This is a genomic window from Actinocorallia sp. A-T 12471, from assembly GCF_033875155.1.
In the GTDB taxonomy this organism is placed as follows: Bacteria; Actinomycetota; Actinomycetes; order Streptosporangiales; family Streptosporangiaceae; genus Actinocorallia.
The window spans coordinates 994737-1012975 of sequence record NZ_JAWZTE010000001.1; the positions used below are offsets into that span (position 1 = coordinate 994737).

Genomic DNA, 18239 nt, shown 5'->3' on the forward strand with positions numbered 1-18239 from the left:
GACGCTGGCCGGATCTGATGGCCGACGGCCAGACATGGGATTGAAGCGCGTGGGGGGGTATGGCTGGTGAGAGCTCATTTTCCGTGACGGAAGGGGCGGCGTTGCGGCGGGAGTTTGGGGGTTATGGGCTGATCCTGGTTCAGTTCTTCTAGGTTCGAGTCCTGGTACCTCAGTTCGGGGTGGGGTGCGCTTGGGTGAGGTTGGTCCAGAGGGTGACTTGGTGGTGGGAGTTGGTTGTTGTGGTGTGGTGGATGAATTTGGTGGCGGGGGGGTGGGGTGGGCTTGGCGGGTTAGGAGGGTTAGGGGCCGGGTGGGGTGGTGGGGGCTGTTTGGTCGAAGGGGTGCCAGGTCCAGGGGGGGTGGAAGTGTTAGGCGCGGGCGGTGGCGTCGGCGAGTTCGTCGCCGGGTTCCAGGAAGTCGTAGGGGCGGTGGATGTGTTCGATGGGGAGGGGGATGTCGTCGTTGGGGTCGGTGTTGTGGTTGCTTTTAGGTGGTGGGGTTTGGGTGGGTTGGGGGGTGGGGTCTTTTTTGGTGGGGGCTTATTTGTGGGTTGGTTCTGTCCGGAAAAGGTGGGGTGTTGGGTCGGGGCGGGGGGTGGTGGGGTTGGGTGTTAGGTTGGTGGTGTTTTGGGATGATGGGGAGGTTTTATGAGGTTGTGGTTGTTTGTGTGTCGGCGGGGTGCTGGTGTGGCTGTTGCCGGCACTGTGTTGGCGGCGGGTGCGGCGTCGGCGGCGCATGCCGTGGGGCCTGGGGAGATTCAGTTTGTGCCGCTGGGTGCGGGTTACTCGGTGGCGTTGCAGGAGCAGGTGGATTATTGGAATCTCAATCGGCTTGCGGCCGCCGGGCTCAATGAGAACAGTGACGGGACCGACGCGGTCGCGCCTGCGGCGGGGTGGGATGACACCGCGCGGCCTTGGGGCGGGTCGGACACGGTGCGGCGGACCACCGGGAAACTGGTGATGCGGATGCGCAATGCGGATGGGGTGAACTGGGAGACGCTCGCGCCCTGTACCGCGACTGTGGTGCGAAGCCAGAACAAGAGCGTCGTTGTCACCGCGGCGCACTGTCTGCGCGTCAACTGGGGGAGCAATATCGACCCCGGGCTCAACGTCATCGCGACGAGCGTCCTGTTCATCCCCGGGTTCCGTGGTGAGAACCTGCCGCGGCTCGCGCCGGGGGCCAGTGCGGAGACCGGGCCGGCGATCGGTGCGGACGTCGCGCCTTACGGGGTCTGGCCGGTGACGCGGGCCTGGCTCACCGAGGGGTGGACGGGCAAGGCCAACCACGTGAATGACCACGACATGGCCGCGATGGTCGTCGACAATCCGGCGGATTCCCGGCCGATCGAGGACGTCGTCGGCGGGCAGCCGATCGCGTTCAACCAGCCCCGTGCCGCACCGCGCGTCAATTTCGGCTTCCCGACTGTCAATTTCAAGAGCTACAGCGGGCCCAACACCGCAGCCGACGGCACAAGGGTCATCAACGGCGCCCCGAACGTCAACAATGTGCCAGCCGTGAACCAGCGCATCTACGACGGCCGCACGCTGATGTACAGCCAGGGCGCGTCGTGGATCGGCTACGAGTGGTGGTGGCAGACCAACAACAACATCATGAAGACCCAGTTCAGCCCGGGGGCCAGTGGCGGTCCCTGGTTCAAGGACCTCGACCCCGTCACCGGGGAGGGCTTCCTGGTCGGCGTCACCTCCCATTTCGCCCAGTCCAGCGCGGGCGGCCTCGACGCCATCGCCGACATCGAACTCCGGGCCCCCAGCCCCTATATGGCTGGCACCAACTTCACGAACCAGGAGAACGCCGCCTACCAGGCCGCCGCCACCGTGTCCGTCCCCTGACGGAGCAGACGCCCTGACGGCCCCCGCGGCATGACCGGCGGGGGCCGTTCTCAGGTCGGAATGCGGCGTTCGAGGAGGCCAAGGGCGGTGTCGGTGAGTTTGCCCAGGAGTGCCAGGAGGAGGATGGAGAGGAGGAGGATGTCGGTTCGGCCGGTGTTCTGGCTGTCGACCAGGAGGAAGCCGAGGCCGGCGGCGGAGGCGATGAGTTCGGCGGCGACGAGGAAGAGCCAGGCTTGGGCCAGGCCGAGGCGGAGGCCGGCGAAGGCGGCGGGGGCGATGCTGGGCAGGAGGATGCGGGTGAGGAGGGTGGGGCCCTGGAGGCCGTAGGCGCGGCCTACTTCCAGGAGGTGGGCGTCGGCGTGGGCGAGGGCCGCCGAGACCGTGGTGTAGATGGGGAAGAACGCGCCGATCGCGACGAGGGTGATCTTGGGGCCTTCGCCGATGCCCATCCAGAGGACGAGCAGGGGGACCCAGGCCAGGGAGGGGACGGCCCGGACCGCGGCGATCGTCGGGGCGGCGAGGTCGCGGACCGGTTTGACCATGCCGACGAGCGCGCCGAGGACCAGGGCGGCGGTCGCGCCGAGGAGGAAGCCGGTGAGGACGCGGCGGCAGCTCACCGCGAGGTGCTGCCAGAGTTCGCCGCGACGGATCAGCTCGGCCCCCGCCTCGACGAGGTCGGACGGCGGGGGGAGTTGCTCCCTGCCGTAGAGGCCCGTCGTCACCGCGGTCTGCCAGAGGACGAGCAGGCCGAGCGGGACGACGAGCCCCTTGACGGGTAGTGCTCTCACGCGTGGTGCTCTCACGGAGCGGTGGCCTTCTGGGCGAACTGCGGATCGAACAGGGTGTCCAGCGCGGTCTTGGCCGAGGACTCGTCCTTCACCTGGCCCTCGTCCACCAGGACGGGCAGGATCCGCTCGAGCACGGTGCGCTGCGCGTCGCCGGGGACCGGGCTGACGGTGAAGTCGGTGCGCTGCGTCAGCACGACCTTCGCCACCTCGGGCGAGACGCCGGATTCCTTCGCGAGGAGCGCGACCGCCTCGTCAGGGTTCGCGGTGATCCACTCGCGCGCCTTCTGGTAGGCGTCGACGACCTTCTGCGCGAGGTCGGGGTGGTCCTTGATGAAGGCTTCGCGGGCGTTGAGGAACCCGTAGGAGGTGAATCCGGTGTTGCGGTAGAAGAGCTTGGACCCCGAGCCGACCTCGGACGTCGCCATGATCGGGTCGAGTCCGGCCCAGGCCGCGACGTCGCCGCGCTTCAGGGCGGCCTCGCCGTCGGCGTGCTGGAGGTTGACGACCTCGACGTCGCCGCCGGACAGCCCGTGTTCGCGCAGCGCCTGAAGGAGGAAGAAGTACGGGTCGGTCCCCTTGGTCGCGGCGACCTTCTTGCCCTTGAGCTGGGTGACCGACGTGATCGAGGAGTCCTTGCCGGTGACCAGCGCGGTCCACTCCGGATGGCTGTAGATCTCGATGGCCTTGATGGGCGTCCCGTTGGCGCGGGCCTGGAGCGCGGCCGCGCCGGCGGTCGATCCGACGTCGACGGTGCCGGCCCGCAGGTTCTCGTTCGCCTTGTTGCTGCCCGCCGACAGCACCCACGTGACGTCGAGGCCGTCCTTCTCCAGCCAGCCTTGCTCGCGGATGACGAGGCTCGCCGGGTTGTAGTAGGCGTAGTCGAGTTTGACCTCGGGCTTGCCGTCCTCCGCGGAGGAGGAGCAGCCCGCCGCGAGGAGGGCGACGGCGGCGAGGGCGGCGGCCGTTCTGATCATTGGGCTGTCTCCTGTTCCTTGGTGTGGTGGCTGGGGACACCCAGCTGTTCGAGGAGGTCGGCGCTGAGCGCGGCGAGGGCGGGGCCGCCCCGGTCGCGCGGCCGGGGTTCGCGGATCTCGGTGACCGAGTTGATCACCGCGCCGCCTGGCTGGGTCCTGAGCAGGACGATCCGGTCGGCGAGGTGCAGGGCCTCGCCGACGTCGTGGGTGACCATGACGACTGTGCTCTCACCGCGCACCTCGTCAAGGAGGTCCTGCATTCGCAGTCTGGTGAGGGCGTCGAGTGCGGCGAAGGGCTCGTCGAGGAGCAGGACGCCGGGGTCGCGTGCCAGCGCCCTGGCGAGCGCGACCCGCTGGGCCATGCCGCCGGACACCTGACGCGGCCGGTGCCCGTGGAAGCCGGCGAGCCCGACGAGGTCGAGCCAGCGTTCGGCCTCCGCGCGGTCGCGGCCCTTGGGCAGGCCGAGCGCGACGTTGCCGGTGAGGTCGCGCCAGGGCAGCAGCCGGGGTTCCTGGAAGACGATCGCGGTGCGCTGGTCGACGCCGTCGACGGTCTGGCCGTCGAGGAGCACCTGTCCCTCGGACGGTTTGTCGAGGCCGGAGATCAGCCTGAGCAGCGTCGACTTGCCGCAGCCTGACGGCCCGAGCAGCGCGACGATCTCGCCGGGCGCGATCTCCAGGTCAATGGAGTCGAGCACCGGGTGCGGCTCGCCCTTTCCGACGCTGGGAAAGCTCCGTCCGACGCCGCGCAGGCTCACCGCCGCGGGTACCACAGCCACACCATCACCCCATTCCCTGTCAAGACGGTCTAAAAAGTAGCCTATGCACCCGGCCCTGAACAGAAAGGCATTCACGATCCCCCTCAAGCACAACCCTTCAACCCGCCGCGACCTCCCGGGAGACGCCGAAAGCCGGACGAAGCGCTTGGCTTCGTCCGGTTCTCGGGATCGTTCCGTAGGGCTAGCGGGTGGTGAAGGGGAGGAGGAGGCGGGAGGGGTGGGCGGCGTCGCGGTAGATCTTGTGGGTGACGGGGCGGCCGACGGGGAGGTGGAAGGCGTCAGGTGGGAGGAGGGCGTTGTGGGCGTCGGCGAGGGGCTCGTTGTTGGAGAGTTCGGCGACGAGGCGGTGGCCGGGCAGGAATGTCGCGGCGAAGGGGTAGACGCGCAGGACGTACTCCTCGATGACGCCCGGGGTGACGGGGACGGCGCGGGTGTGCGGGTGGTGCGGGTCGCCGTCGGTGGTGCGGGCGGGGTCGAGTTCGCGGTGGGACGCCTTGAGGTAGGCGGTGGTGATGAGCTGCCGCTTGCCGCCGGGGGCCTCGTCCCAGATGCGGAGGATGAAGTTGGTGTCGGGCTGGTCGATCTCGGCGAAGAGGTGTGCCGCGCCCTGGCCGATCAGCTCGGTCGGCGCGGTGAACGGCTCGGTGGCCCAGGTCAGGGTCTCGACCTTGTCGGTGACGGTGAGCGGGGCCTGGTAGAAGCCGTCTGGGGCGGCGTGCTCGGGGCCCATCGGCTCGGGCTCGGCGGACAGCTTGCCGCGCGGCCGCAGGTAGAGCGGCCTGTGCTCGACGTCCTTCGGCGGCCACTGCGCGCCGGTGACGTACTCGCGCGACCCCTCGACGTGGACGGTGACGGCGGGATCGTCCATGATCCCGTTGTCGACGCCCTTGATCCAGTACTCGTACCAGCGGAACATCTTGTCGTGCTCTTCGATGAAGGGCCGCGACTGCATCGGCGGATAGGGGCCGATGTCCAGCTTCTTCGGTCCCTTGAGCGCGTTGAAGGTCTCGATGGTGCCGTCGAGGGTCCAGCCGCGGCCCTGGTCGATCTGGAGCCAGACGGGGATGTCGATGTTCGCGGCGAGGTTGACGGGGTTGCGCTCCTCGTACCAGTCGCCGTCGAGGTCGTTCATGACGATGTCGAACCACGCCTCGTGGTTGGTCGGGTAGTGCAGGACGTGCACGAGGTTGGGCCAGGCGGCGACGTCGGGGTCCTGGAGGCGTCGGGAGACGCGTTCTCTGATCTCCTCGGGGGAGTACGTCTCCAGCATCCGCGACTTGACGCGGTCGGTGAACGCCCAGCCGGAGTCGCCGCCCCTGCCTTCGCGGGCCGCGCGCGGCATGAACCACATGACGCCGCCGTGGTAGGTGGTCTCGTAGAAGTCGTAGTGGCCGCCGCTGACGAAGATCGCCTTGAGGCTCGGCGGACGCTCGGCGGCGGCGAGGATCTGCATTGACCCGAAGTAGGAGATGCCGATCATGCCGACGTTGCCGTCGCACCACGGCTGGGCGGCGACCCATTCGATGAAGTCGTGGGCGTCCTGGCCGAGGGAGACGCCGCCTGCGTTGTAGTTGCCGATGTGCTCGCCCTCGGACGCGCCCGAGCCGCGCAGGTCGCCGATGACGTGGACATAGTCCTCTTTGACGACCCGCGCGATGTCGCCCGCCTCGATGCAGCCGTCCCACATCGGGGAGGGCCGCCGCTGCGGCGGGGTGGTGAGCGCGAGCGCCTGGAGCTCCTTGCCGTACGGGCTGAGCGCGACGAGCGCGGGCCGCGGCCTGTCGTCGAGGCCCTGGTAGGCGTCGGCGGCGAGGGTGACGCCGTCGCGCATCGGCACACGGAGGTCCTTGCGGACGGCGATCTTGTCGAGGCCCGCCTGGACGGTGTGGAGGTCAGCCATGCGAGGCTCCTTCGTGGGTGAAGTGCGTGCGGTAGCCGTGCAGCGACGTGAAGAACGGCGACGGCTCGAGCGTCGGGTCGGCGGTGTACCCGATGTCCCTGGCGACGGGTTCGAACGGCGAGTACGCCGAGTCGGTCTCGGTGAGTCCCGCGCACAGGCAGGCGTGGGCGGCTTGGCCGACCCGGTTTTCGATCTCGAGGCTCTCGCGCAGCGCCTCGGCGGCCTGCGCGGCGTCGAGTTCGACCCCGTACGCGACGCCGTCAGCCCGCCGGTAGGGATGTCCGAGGTACAGACGGCTCGGCCGGACCTCATCACGCAGGTAGGCAAGGCTCGCGCGGTACGCGGCGGGGTCCGTGAAACCGGGGAACCCGTTGGCCGCCCCGTGCACCTGGACGGCGTCGCCGACGAACGCGGCCCCGTCGAGCACATAGGCGACGGACCCCGGCGTATGCCCAGGAATCGCATGGACGGATACCTCGACGCCCCCGCCCAGCGAGATCGTCTCCCCGCCCCGGACGGTCATGCCCGGCTCCATCTCCCCGGAGATGACGGCCTCCGCCGCGCCCGCGACCTTCGCCGCCCCCTCGGGGTCGCGCAGGTACCGCCCGCGCCCGGCCAGGTACTCCTCGACGTGCGCGCGGCGCGAGCGCAGCAGCGGCGCGTCGGCTTCGTGGATGACGACCCGCGCCCGCCGCCCGGTCAGCTCCCACAGGGCGTGCGCCCCGCCGACGTGGTCGATGTGCCCGTGTGTCAGCAGGATCCAGCGCACGTCCTCGATCCTGCGCCCGATCGCCGCGAGGGCCGGGGCCATGCCCTCGGCGGGCGAGGACGCGATGCCGGTGTCGACGATGGCGGGTTCGGGCGCGTCGATGTAGAAGCTGTACAGGCCGAATCTGCCCCACGGGGAGACGATCGGGTGGATTTTCCCCGGTTCTGTCATGGGTCTCAGCGCTCCAGGAACTCGCGGGTCTCGGCGTAGGCCCTGTGGTACTCGGGGATCCACGCGAAGTGCTGGACGAACCCGTGTCCCGCGCCCGCGTACCTGCTGACGGTCACGTCGACCCCGGCTTCCCGCAGGCGCGCGCCGTACAGCTCGCCCTCGTCGCGCATCGGGTCGAACTCGCCGGTGACGATCAGCGCGGGCGGCAGCCCGGTGAGGTCGGCGCGTTTGATCGGGGAGACGCGCGGGTCGGCGGGGTCGGCGCCGCTGTCGAGGTAGAAGGCGTTGAACGGCTTCAGCCCCGCGGTCTCCAGCCCGTAGCCGACGGCGTTCTCCCGCAGCGACGCGTACCGCTCGACGTCGAAGTCGAGATCGAGCGACGGGTAGAACATCACCTGGTGGGTGATCTGCCGGAACCCTTCGTCGTGAGCCAGCGCGGCGACGGCGGCGACGAACGTGCCGCCCGAGCTGTCACCGGCGAGGGCGAGGGTGCGGCCGTCCCATGCGAGGGCGTCGCCGTTCTCGGCCGCCCAGCGGACGACGCTGTAGCAGTCGTCGAGCCCGGCGGGGAAGGCGTTCTCGGGCGCGAGCCGGTAGCCCACGGAGACGACCTTGCACCCGGTCTCCTTGGCGAGCTGCCTTGCGACATGGTCGTGCGTCTCGAGGCTGCCCAGGAAGAACGCGCCGCCGTGGAAGTAGACGATGACGCCGTAGGACGCGGCCTCGACCGGCGTGTAGATCCGCACGGGCACGTCGCCGACGGCGGTCTTCGCGGTGACGTCCTCGACCGCGTACAGCGGCAGCCGCTCGGCGACGCGCGGGACCTGGGCCTCCTCACCCGCGCGCATCGCCACGGGGTTCAGCGGCCCCGGCGGCGGCGCGGGGAGGGAGGCGACGATCCTGGCGATCTCGGGATGCAGCGGCACGGTTCAGACCCCCTGGCTCTCGAAGCTCTGGGACGCGGGCTTCTGGCCGGGGAACACGTCGTTCACCTCGTCCTCGGTCCAGCCCTGGCGCGAGATCCGCTGCAGCTCGTCGGTGACGGGCTTGCGGGCGGCCTGGTAGTGCGCCAACGCCTCCCTGACGGACCCGGCGTCGCGCAGCGCGTCGGCCAGCGCGCCGGCGTCGAGGATCGCGGAGTTCGCGCCCTGGCCCTGGTGGTGCAGCATCGAGTGGGCGGCGTCGCCGACCAGCACGACCGAGCCGGAGTGCCATGTGGCGACGGGGTCGATGTCGTAGACCGCGCGGCAGTTGACGGTGTCCATGTCGAGGTCGCGGGTGATGTTGACGATCCGCTCGTCAAAGCCCTCGACGGTCTTCAACATGTCTTCCTTGGTGACGCTCGGGGCCCAGGTTCCGTCCGGGCACAGCGCGGTGATGTCGAAGGAGACCTGGCCGCGGTGGCGCAGCGGCAGCAGGTAGACCTTGGTGCCGCGCCCGATGTACATGCGGAGGTTGTCGTCCACGGCCATGCCGTAGGCGGCCTCGACGTCGATGACCGCGCGGTAGGCGTGCTCGCCGGAGAACACCGGCTGCGCGGTGCTGAACAGCTGCTCGCGCACGACGGACTTGATGCCGTCCGCGCCGACGACGAGATCGGCCTCGACGCTCGTCCCGTTCGTGAACGTCAGCACCGAGGCGTCGCCGTTGTCGTGGATCGCGGCGAGTTTGTGGCCGAGCCTGACCATGCCCTCGGGCAGCGCCGACAGCAGCGCCTCGATGAAGTCGCCGCGGTGGATCAGGTGGGTGGTCAGCCCGAACACGTCCTTCTCCGGCCACTCCTCGCGCATGATCGGCTCGCCCGTCGCGGTGAGGATCGAGAAGTGGTCGCTCGGCGAGCTGACCCGCTGGATGGCCTCGGCGATGCCCCACTCGCGGAACCGCGCCATCGTGGAGGGGCGCAGGCCGATGCCCGCGCCGACCTCGCGGATCGCGCTCGCCTGCTCGTACACCGTGACGTTCGCGCCGAGCAGGCTGAGCGCCTTGGCCGCCGCCGCGCCGCCGTACCCCGCGCCGACGATGGCGATGGTCAGGTTCTTGAGGTCTTGAGGCAACATCGGGTGGTCCTTCAGTTCTTGATCGAGAGGAAGTCGGCGGGGTTGTCGACGAAGATCGTCCTGATCGCGGCCTCGTCAAGGCCCGCCGCGCGCAGGTCGGGAATGAGGTCCTCGAAGATGTAGTTCACGGTGTGGCCCTTCACCCCCGGCCAGCCGAGCGCCGAGCAGTTGGCGTCGGCGGAGGCGAGCACCTGCCTGATGCGGCCCTCGCCGCCGATGAACCGCAGGAAGTGGTCGAGGCGTTCCTTGCGCGGCCGCGCCCAGAACGGCGGGTCGGGGAGCTCGGTCTCGTAGCCGAAGGTGTCGAAGCCGATCCGGCCGCCCTGCTCGGCGATCCAGGTGTCGCGGGTCTTGTCGGCGTTGACGCCGTCGTCCACATGGCCGAAGAGCACACGGTCGAGGGGGAGCCCCTCCTCGTTGAAGATGGCGATGGCGTTCTCGGCGTCGATCGCGAGGTGGGTGAGGACGCCGACGCCGGTGGCCTTGGCGGCGCGCGCCGCCGCGCGGTAGATGCGCTTGTCGAGGTCGGTCATCCTGCCGCCCCGGCTGACGCCGACCTTGATGATCCCGGCCTTCGCGCCGCTGTCGCCGATCCCGACGGTGATCTCGTGCGTGAAGTGCGCGGCGAGGTAGTCGACGCTGGCGCGCGCGAAGAACGGCAGCGCGGTGTCGCCGCCGACGAAGCCGGTGGAGGCGACGATGTGCACGCCGGTCTTGGCCGACAGCGACCTGTAGTAGTCGACGTCGCGGCCGTTGCAGATGCCCGTCGCGTCGACGAACGTGCCGCCGCCGTACTCGTGGAACTTCCGCAGCTTCGGGACGGTCTCGGCGTAACGCTCCTCGGGCGTCTTCCACCACCGGGTGTCCAGCTCGGAGCCCGGCATGCCGTAGCCGATGTGCTCGTGGACGGCCACAAGACCCAGCTCCTCGGTCGGGATCGCTCCCAGGACCGTGTTCACTCTCGACACAACACTCACCTCGGATAGGGGTTCTGGGTGCTCAGCGCACCGACAGCAGGGCGCTGGGGTTGGCGACGAGGATGCGCCTGACGTCCTCGTCGGCGAGGCCCGCGGCCTTGAGCAGGGGGACGAACGCGGTAAGGACATGGCTGTAAGGCAGGTCGTTGCCTTCGTGTCCCTTGGCGACGCCGGTGGCGTTGCTGGACACCAGGACGCGCCCGCCGTGCCCTTCCGCGACGAGCCCCGCGACGAGCTCGGCGCGCTCGGCGTCGGTGACATGGGCGGCGTCCTCGGTGCCGACATGGTCGATCGCGACGTACGCGCCGCGCCGCGCGACCTCGAAGGGCACGCCCGCCGCGACGGCCTCCGCCCGGTCGAGCCCGCCGACGACGACGCGATCGGCGGCGATCCCCTCGTCAAGCACGACGTCAAGCTCGCGCACCGCGTCGCCGCCGAAGCGCAGCGAGACCGGGACGCCGGTGGCCAGCGCCGCGCGGGCCGCGCCGCGCAGCAGGCTCTCGTCGGTCGCGGTCATGCCGGTACGGGTCGCCGCGGTGGCGACGAGCCCGGCAGCGCCGCGCCGCTCGACCCGTGGCACGACCATGCCCTCGGCGGCCTCCTTGGCGAAGAGCTCGGCGAACCGCTCGGCCGGCCACGGGGTCGGCGGGTTGGTCTGCGGGGTAAGGAAGTAGCCGCCGAGCATCTCCTCGGGGCCCTGCCCGGTGGAGGCGACGATGTGCACGCCGGTCGCGCGCGAGAGCGCCTCGTACAGCCGCACGTCCCGGCCGTGGAACATGCCGGCCGCGTCCACGACGGTGCCGCCGCCGTGCGCGCGGAACTCGCGCAGCTTGCCCGCGATGGCCGCGAAGACCTCGGCGCGGTCGATGACCACGTCGAACGCGTGCTCCGCGCCGGGGACCACCGACAGCAGCGCCTCGTGGACCGCGACGACCCCGAGCTCCCGCGCGGGGACCGGGCCGAGGACCGTGTTGACCGCGCCGGTGTCCCCGGCGGACTGCCTACCCATCACTGGTGCTCCTTCTGGTCTCGGCGAGTGACCGTGATCACGCCTTCGCTGTGAATGCTGTCACCTGAGTTGACGTCATGTCAACTCAATAAGCAGCATGTAATGCTGGTTGACCTCGCGAAAGGCCCCCGCCCGTCGGGGCGGAGGCCGCTTCCCGGCGCCGCTTTAAGTGGGCTGACTCACGCGCCGACGAGGTCGGGCGAGCCGTCGCCGTCGGCCGCGAGACCCACGGACGCCTTGTCGGTCCTGCCGAACAGGCCGACGAGGGTCAGCACGCCCGCCGCCGCCGCGCACAGCCCCGCGACGAGGAAGGCCGTGCTGTACGCGCCGCCCAGCGCGGTGAACGCGAGCTCGGTCAGCTGCTGCGGCATCGGCACGGGCGGGGCGTCCGGGCCGGGACCCGGCACGACGGGCATCGAGTTGATCGCCATCGCGCCGGCGTTGTGCGCGATGCCTCCCGCGATGTCGGAGTAGGGGGCTTCGAGCCCGGACGCGCCGATCGCCCCGCCGAGTCCGTCGGTCATGTCGCCGTTGGCCTTGCTGATCGCCAGCGCGGCGATGAGCACGGGACCGAGCGCGAAACCGAGGTCGCGCAGCAGGTTCGTGGTGGCGCTGGCCATGCCCGCGAGCCTGACCGGGACCGTGTTGATCGCCACCGCGGTGATCGAGCCGACGGTCAGCGCGAAGCCGAAGCCCATGACGGTCATCGGCGCGATGAACCGGGTCCAGCTCAGGTCCGCGACGTCGAAGGTGGAGCACCAGAGCCCGGCGACGGCGATGAACGCGAAGCCCACGCTCAGCACCCAGCGCGGCGCGACATTGCGGATCAGATGCGACACGACGGGCACGAACAGCAGCGCGGGTCCCTGGATGAACAGGAACAGGAAGCCGATCTTGAGCGCGCTCTGGTGCTGGATCGCGCCGAGCCAGATGCTCATCGAGTAGCAGATCGCCAGGAACGCGAACATGCCGATCACCGTCGCGATCGCCACGATCGCGTAGGCGCGGTTGGCGAACAGCCGCAGGTTGAGCAGCGGCACCTCGGCGCGCAGCTCGATCACCACGAACGCCGCGAGCAGCACGACGCCCGCGACGGTCGCGGCGATGATCTTCGGGTCGGCGAAGCCGGTCTCCGAGCCCTGGGTGGCGGCGAACAGCAGCGCGACGAGGCCGACCGCGAGCGTCACCTGGCCCGGGATGTCGAGCTTGCGGCCCTCGGGCGCGGAGGAATCGGTGGCCTTGAAGGTGATGAGGATCGACACGATCGCGGCGGCGATGACGACGCCGTACGCGCCGCGCCAGTTGCCGCCCTCGGCGAAGACCCCGCCGAGCAGCGGCGAGACCGCGGCGCCGATGGACAGGAAGCCCGCCCACAGCGCGATCGCCTTGGCGCGGCCCGCCTCGTCGGGCGCGACCGCGGCGATCATCGCCAGCGAGATCGGGTAGAGGATCGCCGCGCCGAGCCCGGCGACGACCATGCCCGCCCACATCGCCTGGACGGTGCCCGCCACCGCGCAGACCAGCGAGCCGACGACGGTCAGGGCCGCGCCCGCCTGGAGCAGCCGCTTGCGGCCGAACATGTCGCCGATGACGCCGGTGGTCAGCTCGAGCACGACCATGGGGATGGCGAAGGCCGCGGTGATCCAGGTGAGCTGCGACCCGGTCGTCGCGAACTCCTGCTGGAACGTGCCGTTCAGCGCGCCGGGCAGTGAGTAGGCCACCTGGGCGAGCAGTACGGCGAAGCAGCCTGCGATCACCGTTGGGGTGTAGCCCGGCGTGCGCGCGCCGGGCAACGGGTTCTTGGCCATGGGAGGGAACTCCTTGTCGAAGCGGGGGCGCGGCCGTCACAGATCGGGGGAGTGGGCGTCTGTGATCGAGGTCACCCCGGTGTGACGTGCACGGTGTCATATCGACTTACATAGCGTCAAGTTACTTTTGGCCGTGTACCGTGAGGAGGCTTGATGGAAGGCCCGGGCCCGGCCTGCGCTAGGGTGCTCCGGTGGCCAGCCTGCGCGAAGCGAAGAAGGAAATGACCCGGCGGATGCTGCTCGACGCCGGGCTCAAGATGTTCACCGGCAAGGGCTACGTCGCCAGCACGGTCGAGGACATCGCCGGCGAGGTCGGCACCACGCGGATGACCTTCTACGCGCACTTCCCGTCCAAGGGCGAGCTGATGAAGGCGCTGGTAGCCGAACGGCTCAACGAGGTGCTGCAACGCGAGCGGTCCGCCGAACACGGCTCGACCGCGCTCGGCCTCGTGGAGGCGGTGCGCGAGGGCAGCCGCGAGGCGCTCGAGGCATGGCTGCGCCGCACGTCCGAGCAGTGGCCCGCGATCCACCCGATCATCCGGATCGGCCGCCAGGCCGCCGCCGCAGAACCCGAGCTGCGCGATCTCGTCGAGCGGTGGCTCGAGGAGGCGATCAGCGACGTCGAGGACGGGCTCGTCGCGGCGGGCCGCTTCGCGCCGCACCAGCGCCGCTTCCGGGGCGTCCTGGCGATGGCCCAGCTCGACTACGTCGCGCAGAACTGGGGTTCGGCGGACTGGAAGCTCGACCGCGAACAGATGATCGAGGAGCTCGCCTCGAGCTGGTTCGACCTGCTCGGCGCGCGCTGACCCGTCGCGTCAGCGGTGCCGCAGCACCTGGGTGCGCACCGAGTCCGACAGCGCCGCGAGCAGGGCCGCCGCGCGGGCGTCGGAGCCCGAGGCGAGGATCGCGGCGGTGGCGCGCGGCGGCACATAGGTGAGGACGGCCGCGGCCTGCTCCAGCGGCAGCGCCGCGATGACGCCCGCCGCCTCCGGCACCGGCATCCCGCTGACGACCCCGGCCGCGGTGCGCGAGTCGGTCTCGGCGATGACCGCCGCCTGCGCGGCCGGCCCCAGCGCGTCGAGCAGCGCGGCGACCTGGCTCGGCGACAGATGGCCGAGCGCGCGCCCCACGAGCGCGGCCGGGAGCAGCCCGACGACGTCGGCGGCGGCCTCACTGCCGATGAGCGCGGTGATGAGCGCGAGCCGGTCGGTGAACGAGGCGGCGTCAAGGATCGCGGATGCGCGCTCGGCGGGCGGCGGGATCAGCGGCCGTGGCTCTGGCCTGGACACCTCCGGGAACGTCGGGATCGGCTCCCTGGGGTGCAGGACGTCGCGCAGCGCCCTGGCCAGCTCGGTCAGCGTCATGCGGCGCAGCGGGTCGCGGTCGAGCAGACGGCGCAGCACCGGCGCGAGGGCCCCCGCCCGGACGGGATCGGGGACCTTGCCGTTCACCACCGCGTGGATCGTCGCGGGGAGCTCCATCGCCTCGTCGGGACGGAACGGCGAGTACCCCTCGAGCGCCTGGAACAGCGTGACGCCGAGGGACCACAGGTCGCCGGGCGGCTGCGCCTCCTTGCCCGCGAACCGCTCCGGGGCCATGTACTCGACGGTGCCGATCATCATGTGCGCCTCGGTCATCGGGTCCGCGCCGGTCAGGCTCGCGATGCCGAAGTCGACGAGGTACACGCGCTCGTCCGGCGACAGCAGGATGTTGTGCGGCTTCACGTCGCGGTGCAGCACCCCCGCCTTGTGCGCGGCGTTCAGCGCCCCCGCCACGCGCAGCCCGATCTGCGCCGCGACGCGCTCGTCCACCCGCTTCTCGGCCGCGATGACCTCGGCGAGCGACCTGCCGGGCACGTACTCCATGACGATCCACGGGTCGCCGGCGTCGATGATCACGTCGTAGACCTGGACGATCGCCGGATGCCTGAGCCGCGCCAGCGCCCGCGCCTCGCGCAGCGCCCTGCGCCGGAACGCCTCGTGGTCGCGCGGGTCGCGCTGGCGGACCAGCTCCTTCAGCGCGACCCTGCGGTCGAGCATCGCGTCCTCGGCGAGCCAGACGCTGCCCATGCCGCCCCTGCCGAGCCGTGAGACAAGACGGAACCTTTCACCGAGGACGCGTTCCATCCTCAGAACTTCTCGTCGCCGAAGAGATCGTCGTCGTCGCCGAGCCCGTCGCCGGGGACGTCGAACGGCGACCTGTCCAAGTCGCGCATGTCGCGGATCTTCACGTGGTCGACCGAGGTGTGGGCGTCGGAGCCGCCGGGGGCCTCGTCGGGCGGCAGCGGGAGCGTCGTCGTCCGCTGCGGGGTGACGCGTTCGCCGCGCCGCGCCGCGCCGGGATCTGCCGCGTCCGCCGGGGGCTGCGCCGTGCCGTCGGCGGGCCGCGGGTCGCGTTTCCAGGTGTCGCCGAGCGTCCATTCGCCGCCCGCGCCGGAACCGCCGGAGCCGCCGAGCCTGAGCCGCGAGTAATTGCCGCGCGCGCGGCGCAGCTCGTCGCGTTTTTCGATATCCAGGATGCGCTCGTAGTTCTCCGCCCGCAGCATCAGCTTGACCAGTACCGGAAGGCATTCGAAGAGCAGGAACAGAAGGAACAGCAGAACGCGCGCGCCGACCAGCGTGGCATTGCTCCCGGTGATCTCGTTCAGCGCCTTCAACCTGATGAGCAGGCCGTTCGCCGCCTTGTTCTCCAGGTCGAACTGCGTCTGCAGGTCGGTCTGCCGCTGAACCGCGGCGTCGAGCTGCTCCTTGGCGGCGGGCAAAGCCTCGGTCGCCTCCCCGACGCGGTTCTCGCGCGTCTGCTCGTCATTGGCGGCGAGTTCGTCCTTGCGGTCCTCGATCTGGCCGGTGATCGACGTGACGCGTTTGCGCGCCTTCTCGTAGGCGTTCCGGCTCGCGTCGGCCAAGGGGCCCTGGCCCTTTTTGGTGCATCCGGCCCCGCCGTAAAGCTGGCACTGCCATTTGTCGTAGTGGGTCTGCATGTCCTTGCGCGCGTCCTTCAACTCCGCCGTCAGGGCGACGACGCGCGCGTCGGTCGCGGGGTCGGCGGGCACGTCGCCGTTCTTGGCGATGACGTCCTGGAGGCGCTCGACCTCTTCGCGCAGCGTGGCGACGTCCTTGCCGTTCGCGCCGCTCTTCTGCCGCTCGACGAAGGCGTTCATGTCGCGCTGCTTGATCACCACCATCTGCGCGTTGATCTCCGACTCGAAGATCCGCAGCACCAGCGGGGTGGAGATGACGAAGCCCATGAGCAGGGCCATCGCGACGCGCGGCGCTGCGGTGCGGAACCTGCGCGCGCCCTCGGTCGGCAGGGTGCTGACCAGCCACCGGTCGATGCCGAGGATCATCACGCCCCACACCAGCGCCACGGGCAGCGCGACGGGGGCCGAGACGCCGACCGCGCTGGACAGCGCGAACCACATCGAGAAGACCGCGAGGACCGCTGTGGTGAGGACCGCGCCGCCGATGCCCTGGAATTTGGGACGCTCGCTGGGGCACTGTGCCAGGACCTTGCGATTGGCCCCGGACAGGATGATCAGAAAATCGCGCAAGACCTCGCCCCTCGGCAGGACGCCGTTCCCCTTTACCCCGGCGTCTCGGCTTCTCCGACGGTCACCCTAGTTCGCCGGGTAGCCGAAATGACCGTTGTTAAGGGAGTGACACCGATGGCCGATTGCGGCCAATCTGTGTCAGGCGTGGCAGAGTGCGGCATTGCGGTCCGACATGACGTATGCGGCGTGATCGGTTCGGCTAGCATTCCTCCGAATGAGCGGAGGGGGACGGTTGCCTGCGCCTGATGAGGACCTGGGCAAGGCGCTTGCCGGAGCACTCGCGAAGACCGCGGAAGGACGCGCGCTCATCGTCGTGTCGGTGACCGGAGAACGGATTTCCGTGTGGAAGGTGAAACGCGATGACATGGGGATTCCCCGTGCGCGTCGGGCGTCCTTCTCCCCGGATTCCCTCACCGAATCCGGGGAGCGTTACGGGCCCGCGACGGTGAATTCGGCGCTCGCCCGCGTCGGCGTCGCGGAAACCGACGCGGTGCTCGTCGTGGCGGCCCCGGACCTGGCGTTCGCCGAGGTCGGCGGGCGGCGCGTCATCGTCTCGGCGGCCCCGGTGCGCGACGCGCTCGGCACGGCGATAGCCGACGAGCCGCTTACCCAGATGTACGAGCTAGTCACCTTGCGCGCGACCGTAGGCGGACGGCTTGAACTCGGCGCGGTGCCGCTGTTCCCGATGGGCACCCAGCGCGGCGCAACCGCACGCGTACCTGTCCGCTTCACGGCGCGCGAGGAGGACGGCACAGTACTGGCCGTCGTGGCGAGCACCCCCTGGGAGCGCGTCTTCCGTCCGGTGTCCGTGCTGCGCGCGCACACCGCACCCGCCGCGCGCGACCTGCGCGTCGACCTCGCCGGGCCGGGCCGGGTCGGCTTCCCCGACGTCCCGGGCACTGTCGTCCCCGAGGCGCGGCCGTGGGCCGAACTGGTCGACGCCCTGCCGGGCAGGCGCGCGCCGCGTCCCGAGGGGACGACGCGCCACCTCGTCTGCGCGGTCGAGACGGGGTCGCCGGGGACGACGCGGCAGACCATGTCCGAGCGCGTCGCGATGCTGCGCAGCCTCGTCCAGACCTGCCCGGTGGGAACCCGCATATCGCTTGTCGGCTACGGCCCGCACACCTTCCCGCGCGCGGGCGACGGCTCCGCGCCCGAGGTCCTGTGCTGGGCCGAGCCCGTCCCGGTGTTCCTCGACCGGCTCGCCGAGCTGGAACGCAGACCCGTCGCGACCGAGGGATACCCGCTCGCCGCGCGGCTCGAGTGCGCGTTCGCGCTCGTCGCCGCGCAACTCGCCGCGCGGGCCTCGGACACCGCGCTGCTCGTCGTGGGCGCGCGGCCGCCGTTCCCGCCGCGGGTGCACCCGTCGCAGATCCTGCCCTGCCCGCGCCGGCACGACTGGAGCTCGCTCGCCGCCGCCCTGCGCGGGCGCGGCGTGCGGATCGCCGCGGTCCGCGACGGGCGCGAGGCCCCCGGGTTCTGGCGCGAACTCGCCCCCGGCGCGCTGTTCGACGCGGCCGCCAGGGACCAGGAAGGCGTCGCGGCCGCCTTGCGGCTCGCCGGGCGGGGCGAACAGTACGCGTTCCCACTGAGTGAGACGGGGTGAG

Annotated in this window: 15 protein-coding genes; 3 read left to right on the forward strand and 12 right to left on the reverse strand. The window is 70.6% G+C overall.

Annotation, left to right across the window (positions count from 1 at the left end; all coding sequences use genetic code 11):
- Window positions 1–686: 686 nt before the first annotated feature.
- On the forward strand, window positions 687–1850 hold the full coding sequence (locus R9X44_RS04640; protein ID WP_319812682.1) for a hypothetical protein: 1164 nt from the start codon (window positions 687–689) through the stop codon (window positions 1848–1850).
- A 50-nt stretch (window positions 1851–1900) separates the two neighbouring features.
- Here R9X44_RS04640 and R9X44_RS04645 read toward each other — a convergent pair whose 3' ends face one another.
- The 10 genes from R9X44_RS04645 to R9X44_RS04690 form a co-directional block, all read right to left on the reverse strand.
- Window positions 1901–2638 carry an ABC transporter permease gene (locus R9X44_RS04645; RefSeq protein WP_319812683.1) on the reverse strand — a complete coding sequence of 246 codons (738 nt, stop codon included), beginning with the start codon at window positions 2636–2638 and terminating at the stop codon, window positions 1901–1903.
- Between the two features lie 11 nt (window positions 2639–2649).
- A complete protein-coding gene (locus tag R9X44_RS04650; protein ID WP_319812684.1) occupies window positions 2650–3612 on the reverse strand; it encodes an aliphatic sulfonate ABC transporter substrate-binding protein in 963 nt (320 codons plus the stop codon).
- Window positions 3609–4391 carry an ABC transporter ATP-binding protein gene (locus R9X44_RS04655; RefSeq protein WP_319812685.1) on the reverse strand — a complete coding sequence of 261 codons (783 nt, stop codon included), beginning with the start codon at window positions 4389–4391 and terminating at the stop codon, window positions 3609–3611. The genes R9X44_RS04650 and R9X44_RS04655 overlap by 4 nt, the downstream gene beginning before the upstream one ends.
- Window positions 4392–4572: 181 nt before the next feature.
- The gene (locus R9X44_RS04660) at window positions 4573–6291 is read right to left on the reverse strand and encodes a CocE/NonD family hydrolase (protein WP_319812686.1); all 1719 of its coding nucleotides are present in this window, start codon (window positions 6289–6291) and stop codon (window positions 4573–4575) included.
- Entirely contained in the window at window positions 6284–7231 is a 948-nt protein-coding gene (locus R9X44_RS04665; protein ID WP_319812687.1) for an MBL fold metallo-hydrolase, read from the reverse strand. Before R9X44_RS04665 ends, R9X44_RS04660 begins: the two co-directional genes overlap by 8 nt.
- A gap of 5 nt (window positions 7232–7236) precedes the next feature.
- Entirely contained in the window at window positions 7237–8157 is a 921-nt protein-coding gene (locus R9X44_RS04670; RefSeq protein WP_319812688.1) for an alpha/beta hydrolase, read from the reverse strand.
- 3 nt (window positions 8158–8160) lie between these two features.
- Window positions 8161–9288, reverse strand: a complete 1128-nt coding sequence (locus R9X44_RS04675) for an FAD-dependent monooxygenase (RefSeq protein ID WP_319812689.1) — start codon at window positions 9286–9288, stop codon at window positions 8161–8163.
- An 11-nt stretch (window positions 9289–9299) separates the two neighbouring features.
- A complete protein-coding gene (locus R9X44_RS04680; RefSeq protein ID WP_319812690.1) occupies window positions 9300–10256 on the reverse strand; it encodes a phosphotriesterase in 957 nt (318 codons plus the stop codon).
- A 31-nt stretch (window positions 10257–10287) separates the two neighbouring features.
- Entirely contained in the window at window positions 10288–11274 is a 987-nt protein-coding gene (locus R9X44_RS04685) for a phosphotriesterase (protein WP_319812691.1), read from the reverse strand.
- Window positions 11275–11453: 179 nt separating this feature from the next.
- Window positions 11454–13082: an MFS transporter gene (locus tag R9X44_RS04690; protein ID WP_319812692.1), complete on the reverse strand. Its 1629-nt coding sequence runs from the start codon at window positions 13080–13082 to the stop codon at window positions 11454–11456.
- Window positions 13083–13273: 191 nt separating this feature from the next.
- Here R9X44_RS04690 and R9X44_RS04695 point away from each other — a divergent pair, with 191 nt between their 5' ends.
- Entirely contained in the window at window positions 13274–13888 is a 615-nt protein-coding gene (locus R9X44_RS04695; protein WP_319812693.1) for a TetR/AcrR family transcriptional regulator, read from the forward strand.
- 9 nt (window positions 13889–13897) lie between these two features.
- Here R9X44_RS04695 and R9X44_RS04700 read toward each other — a convergent pair whose 3' ends face one another.
- Together R9X44_RS04700 and R9X44_RS04705 are read right to left on the reverse strand one after the other, a co-directional pair.
- A complete protein-coding gene (locus R9X44_RS04700; RefSeq protein ID WP_319812694.1) occupies window positions 13898–15208 on the reverse strand; it encodes a protein kinase domain-containing protein in 1311 nt (436 codons plus the stop codon).
- A 2-nt stretch (window positions 15209–15210) separates the two neighbouring features.
- A complete protein-coding gene (locus R9X44_RS04705) occupies window positions 15211–16632 on the reverse strand; it encodes a DUF4407 domain-containing protein (RefSeq protein WP_319812695.1) in 1422 nt (473 codons plus the stop codon).
- A gap of 232 nt (window positions 16633–16864) precedes the next feature.
- Between R9X44_RS04705 and R9X44_RS04710 the strand changes: the two genes are divergently transcribed.
- Window positions 16865–18238 carry a hypothetical protein gene (locus tag R9X44_RS04710; protein ID WP_319812696.1) on the forward strand — a complete coding sequence of 458 codons (1374 nt, stop codon included), beginning with the start codon at window positions 16865–16867 and terminating at the stop codon, window positions 18236–18238.
- Window position 18239: the final 1 nt, after the last annotated feature.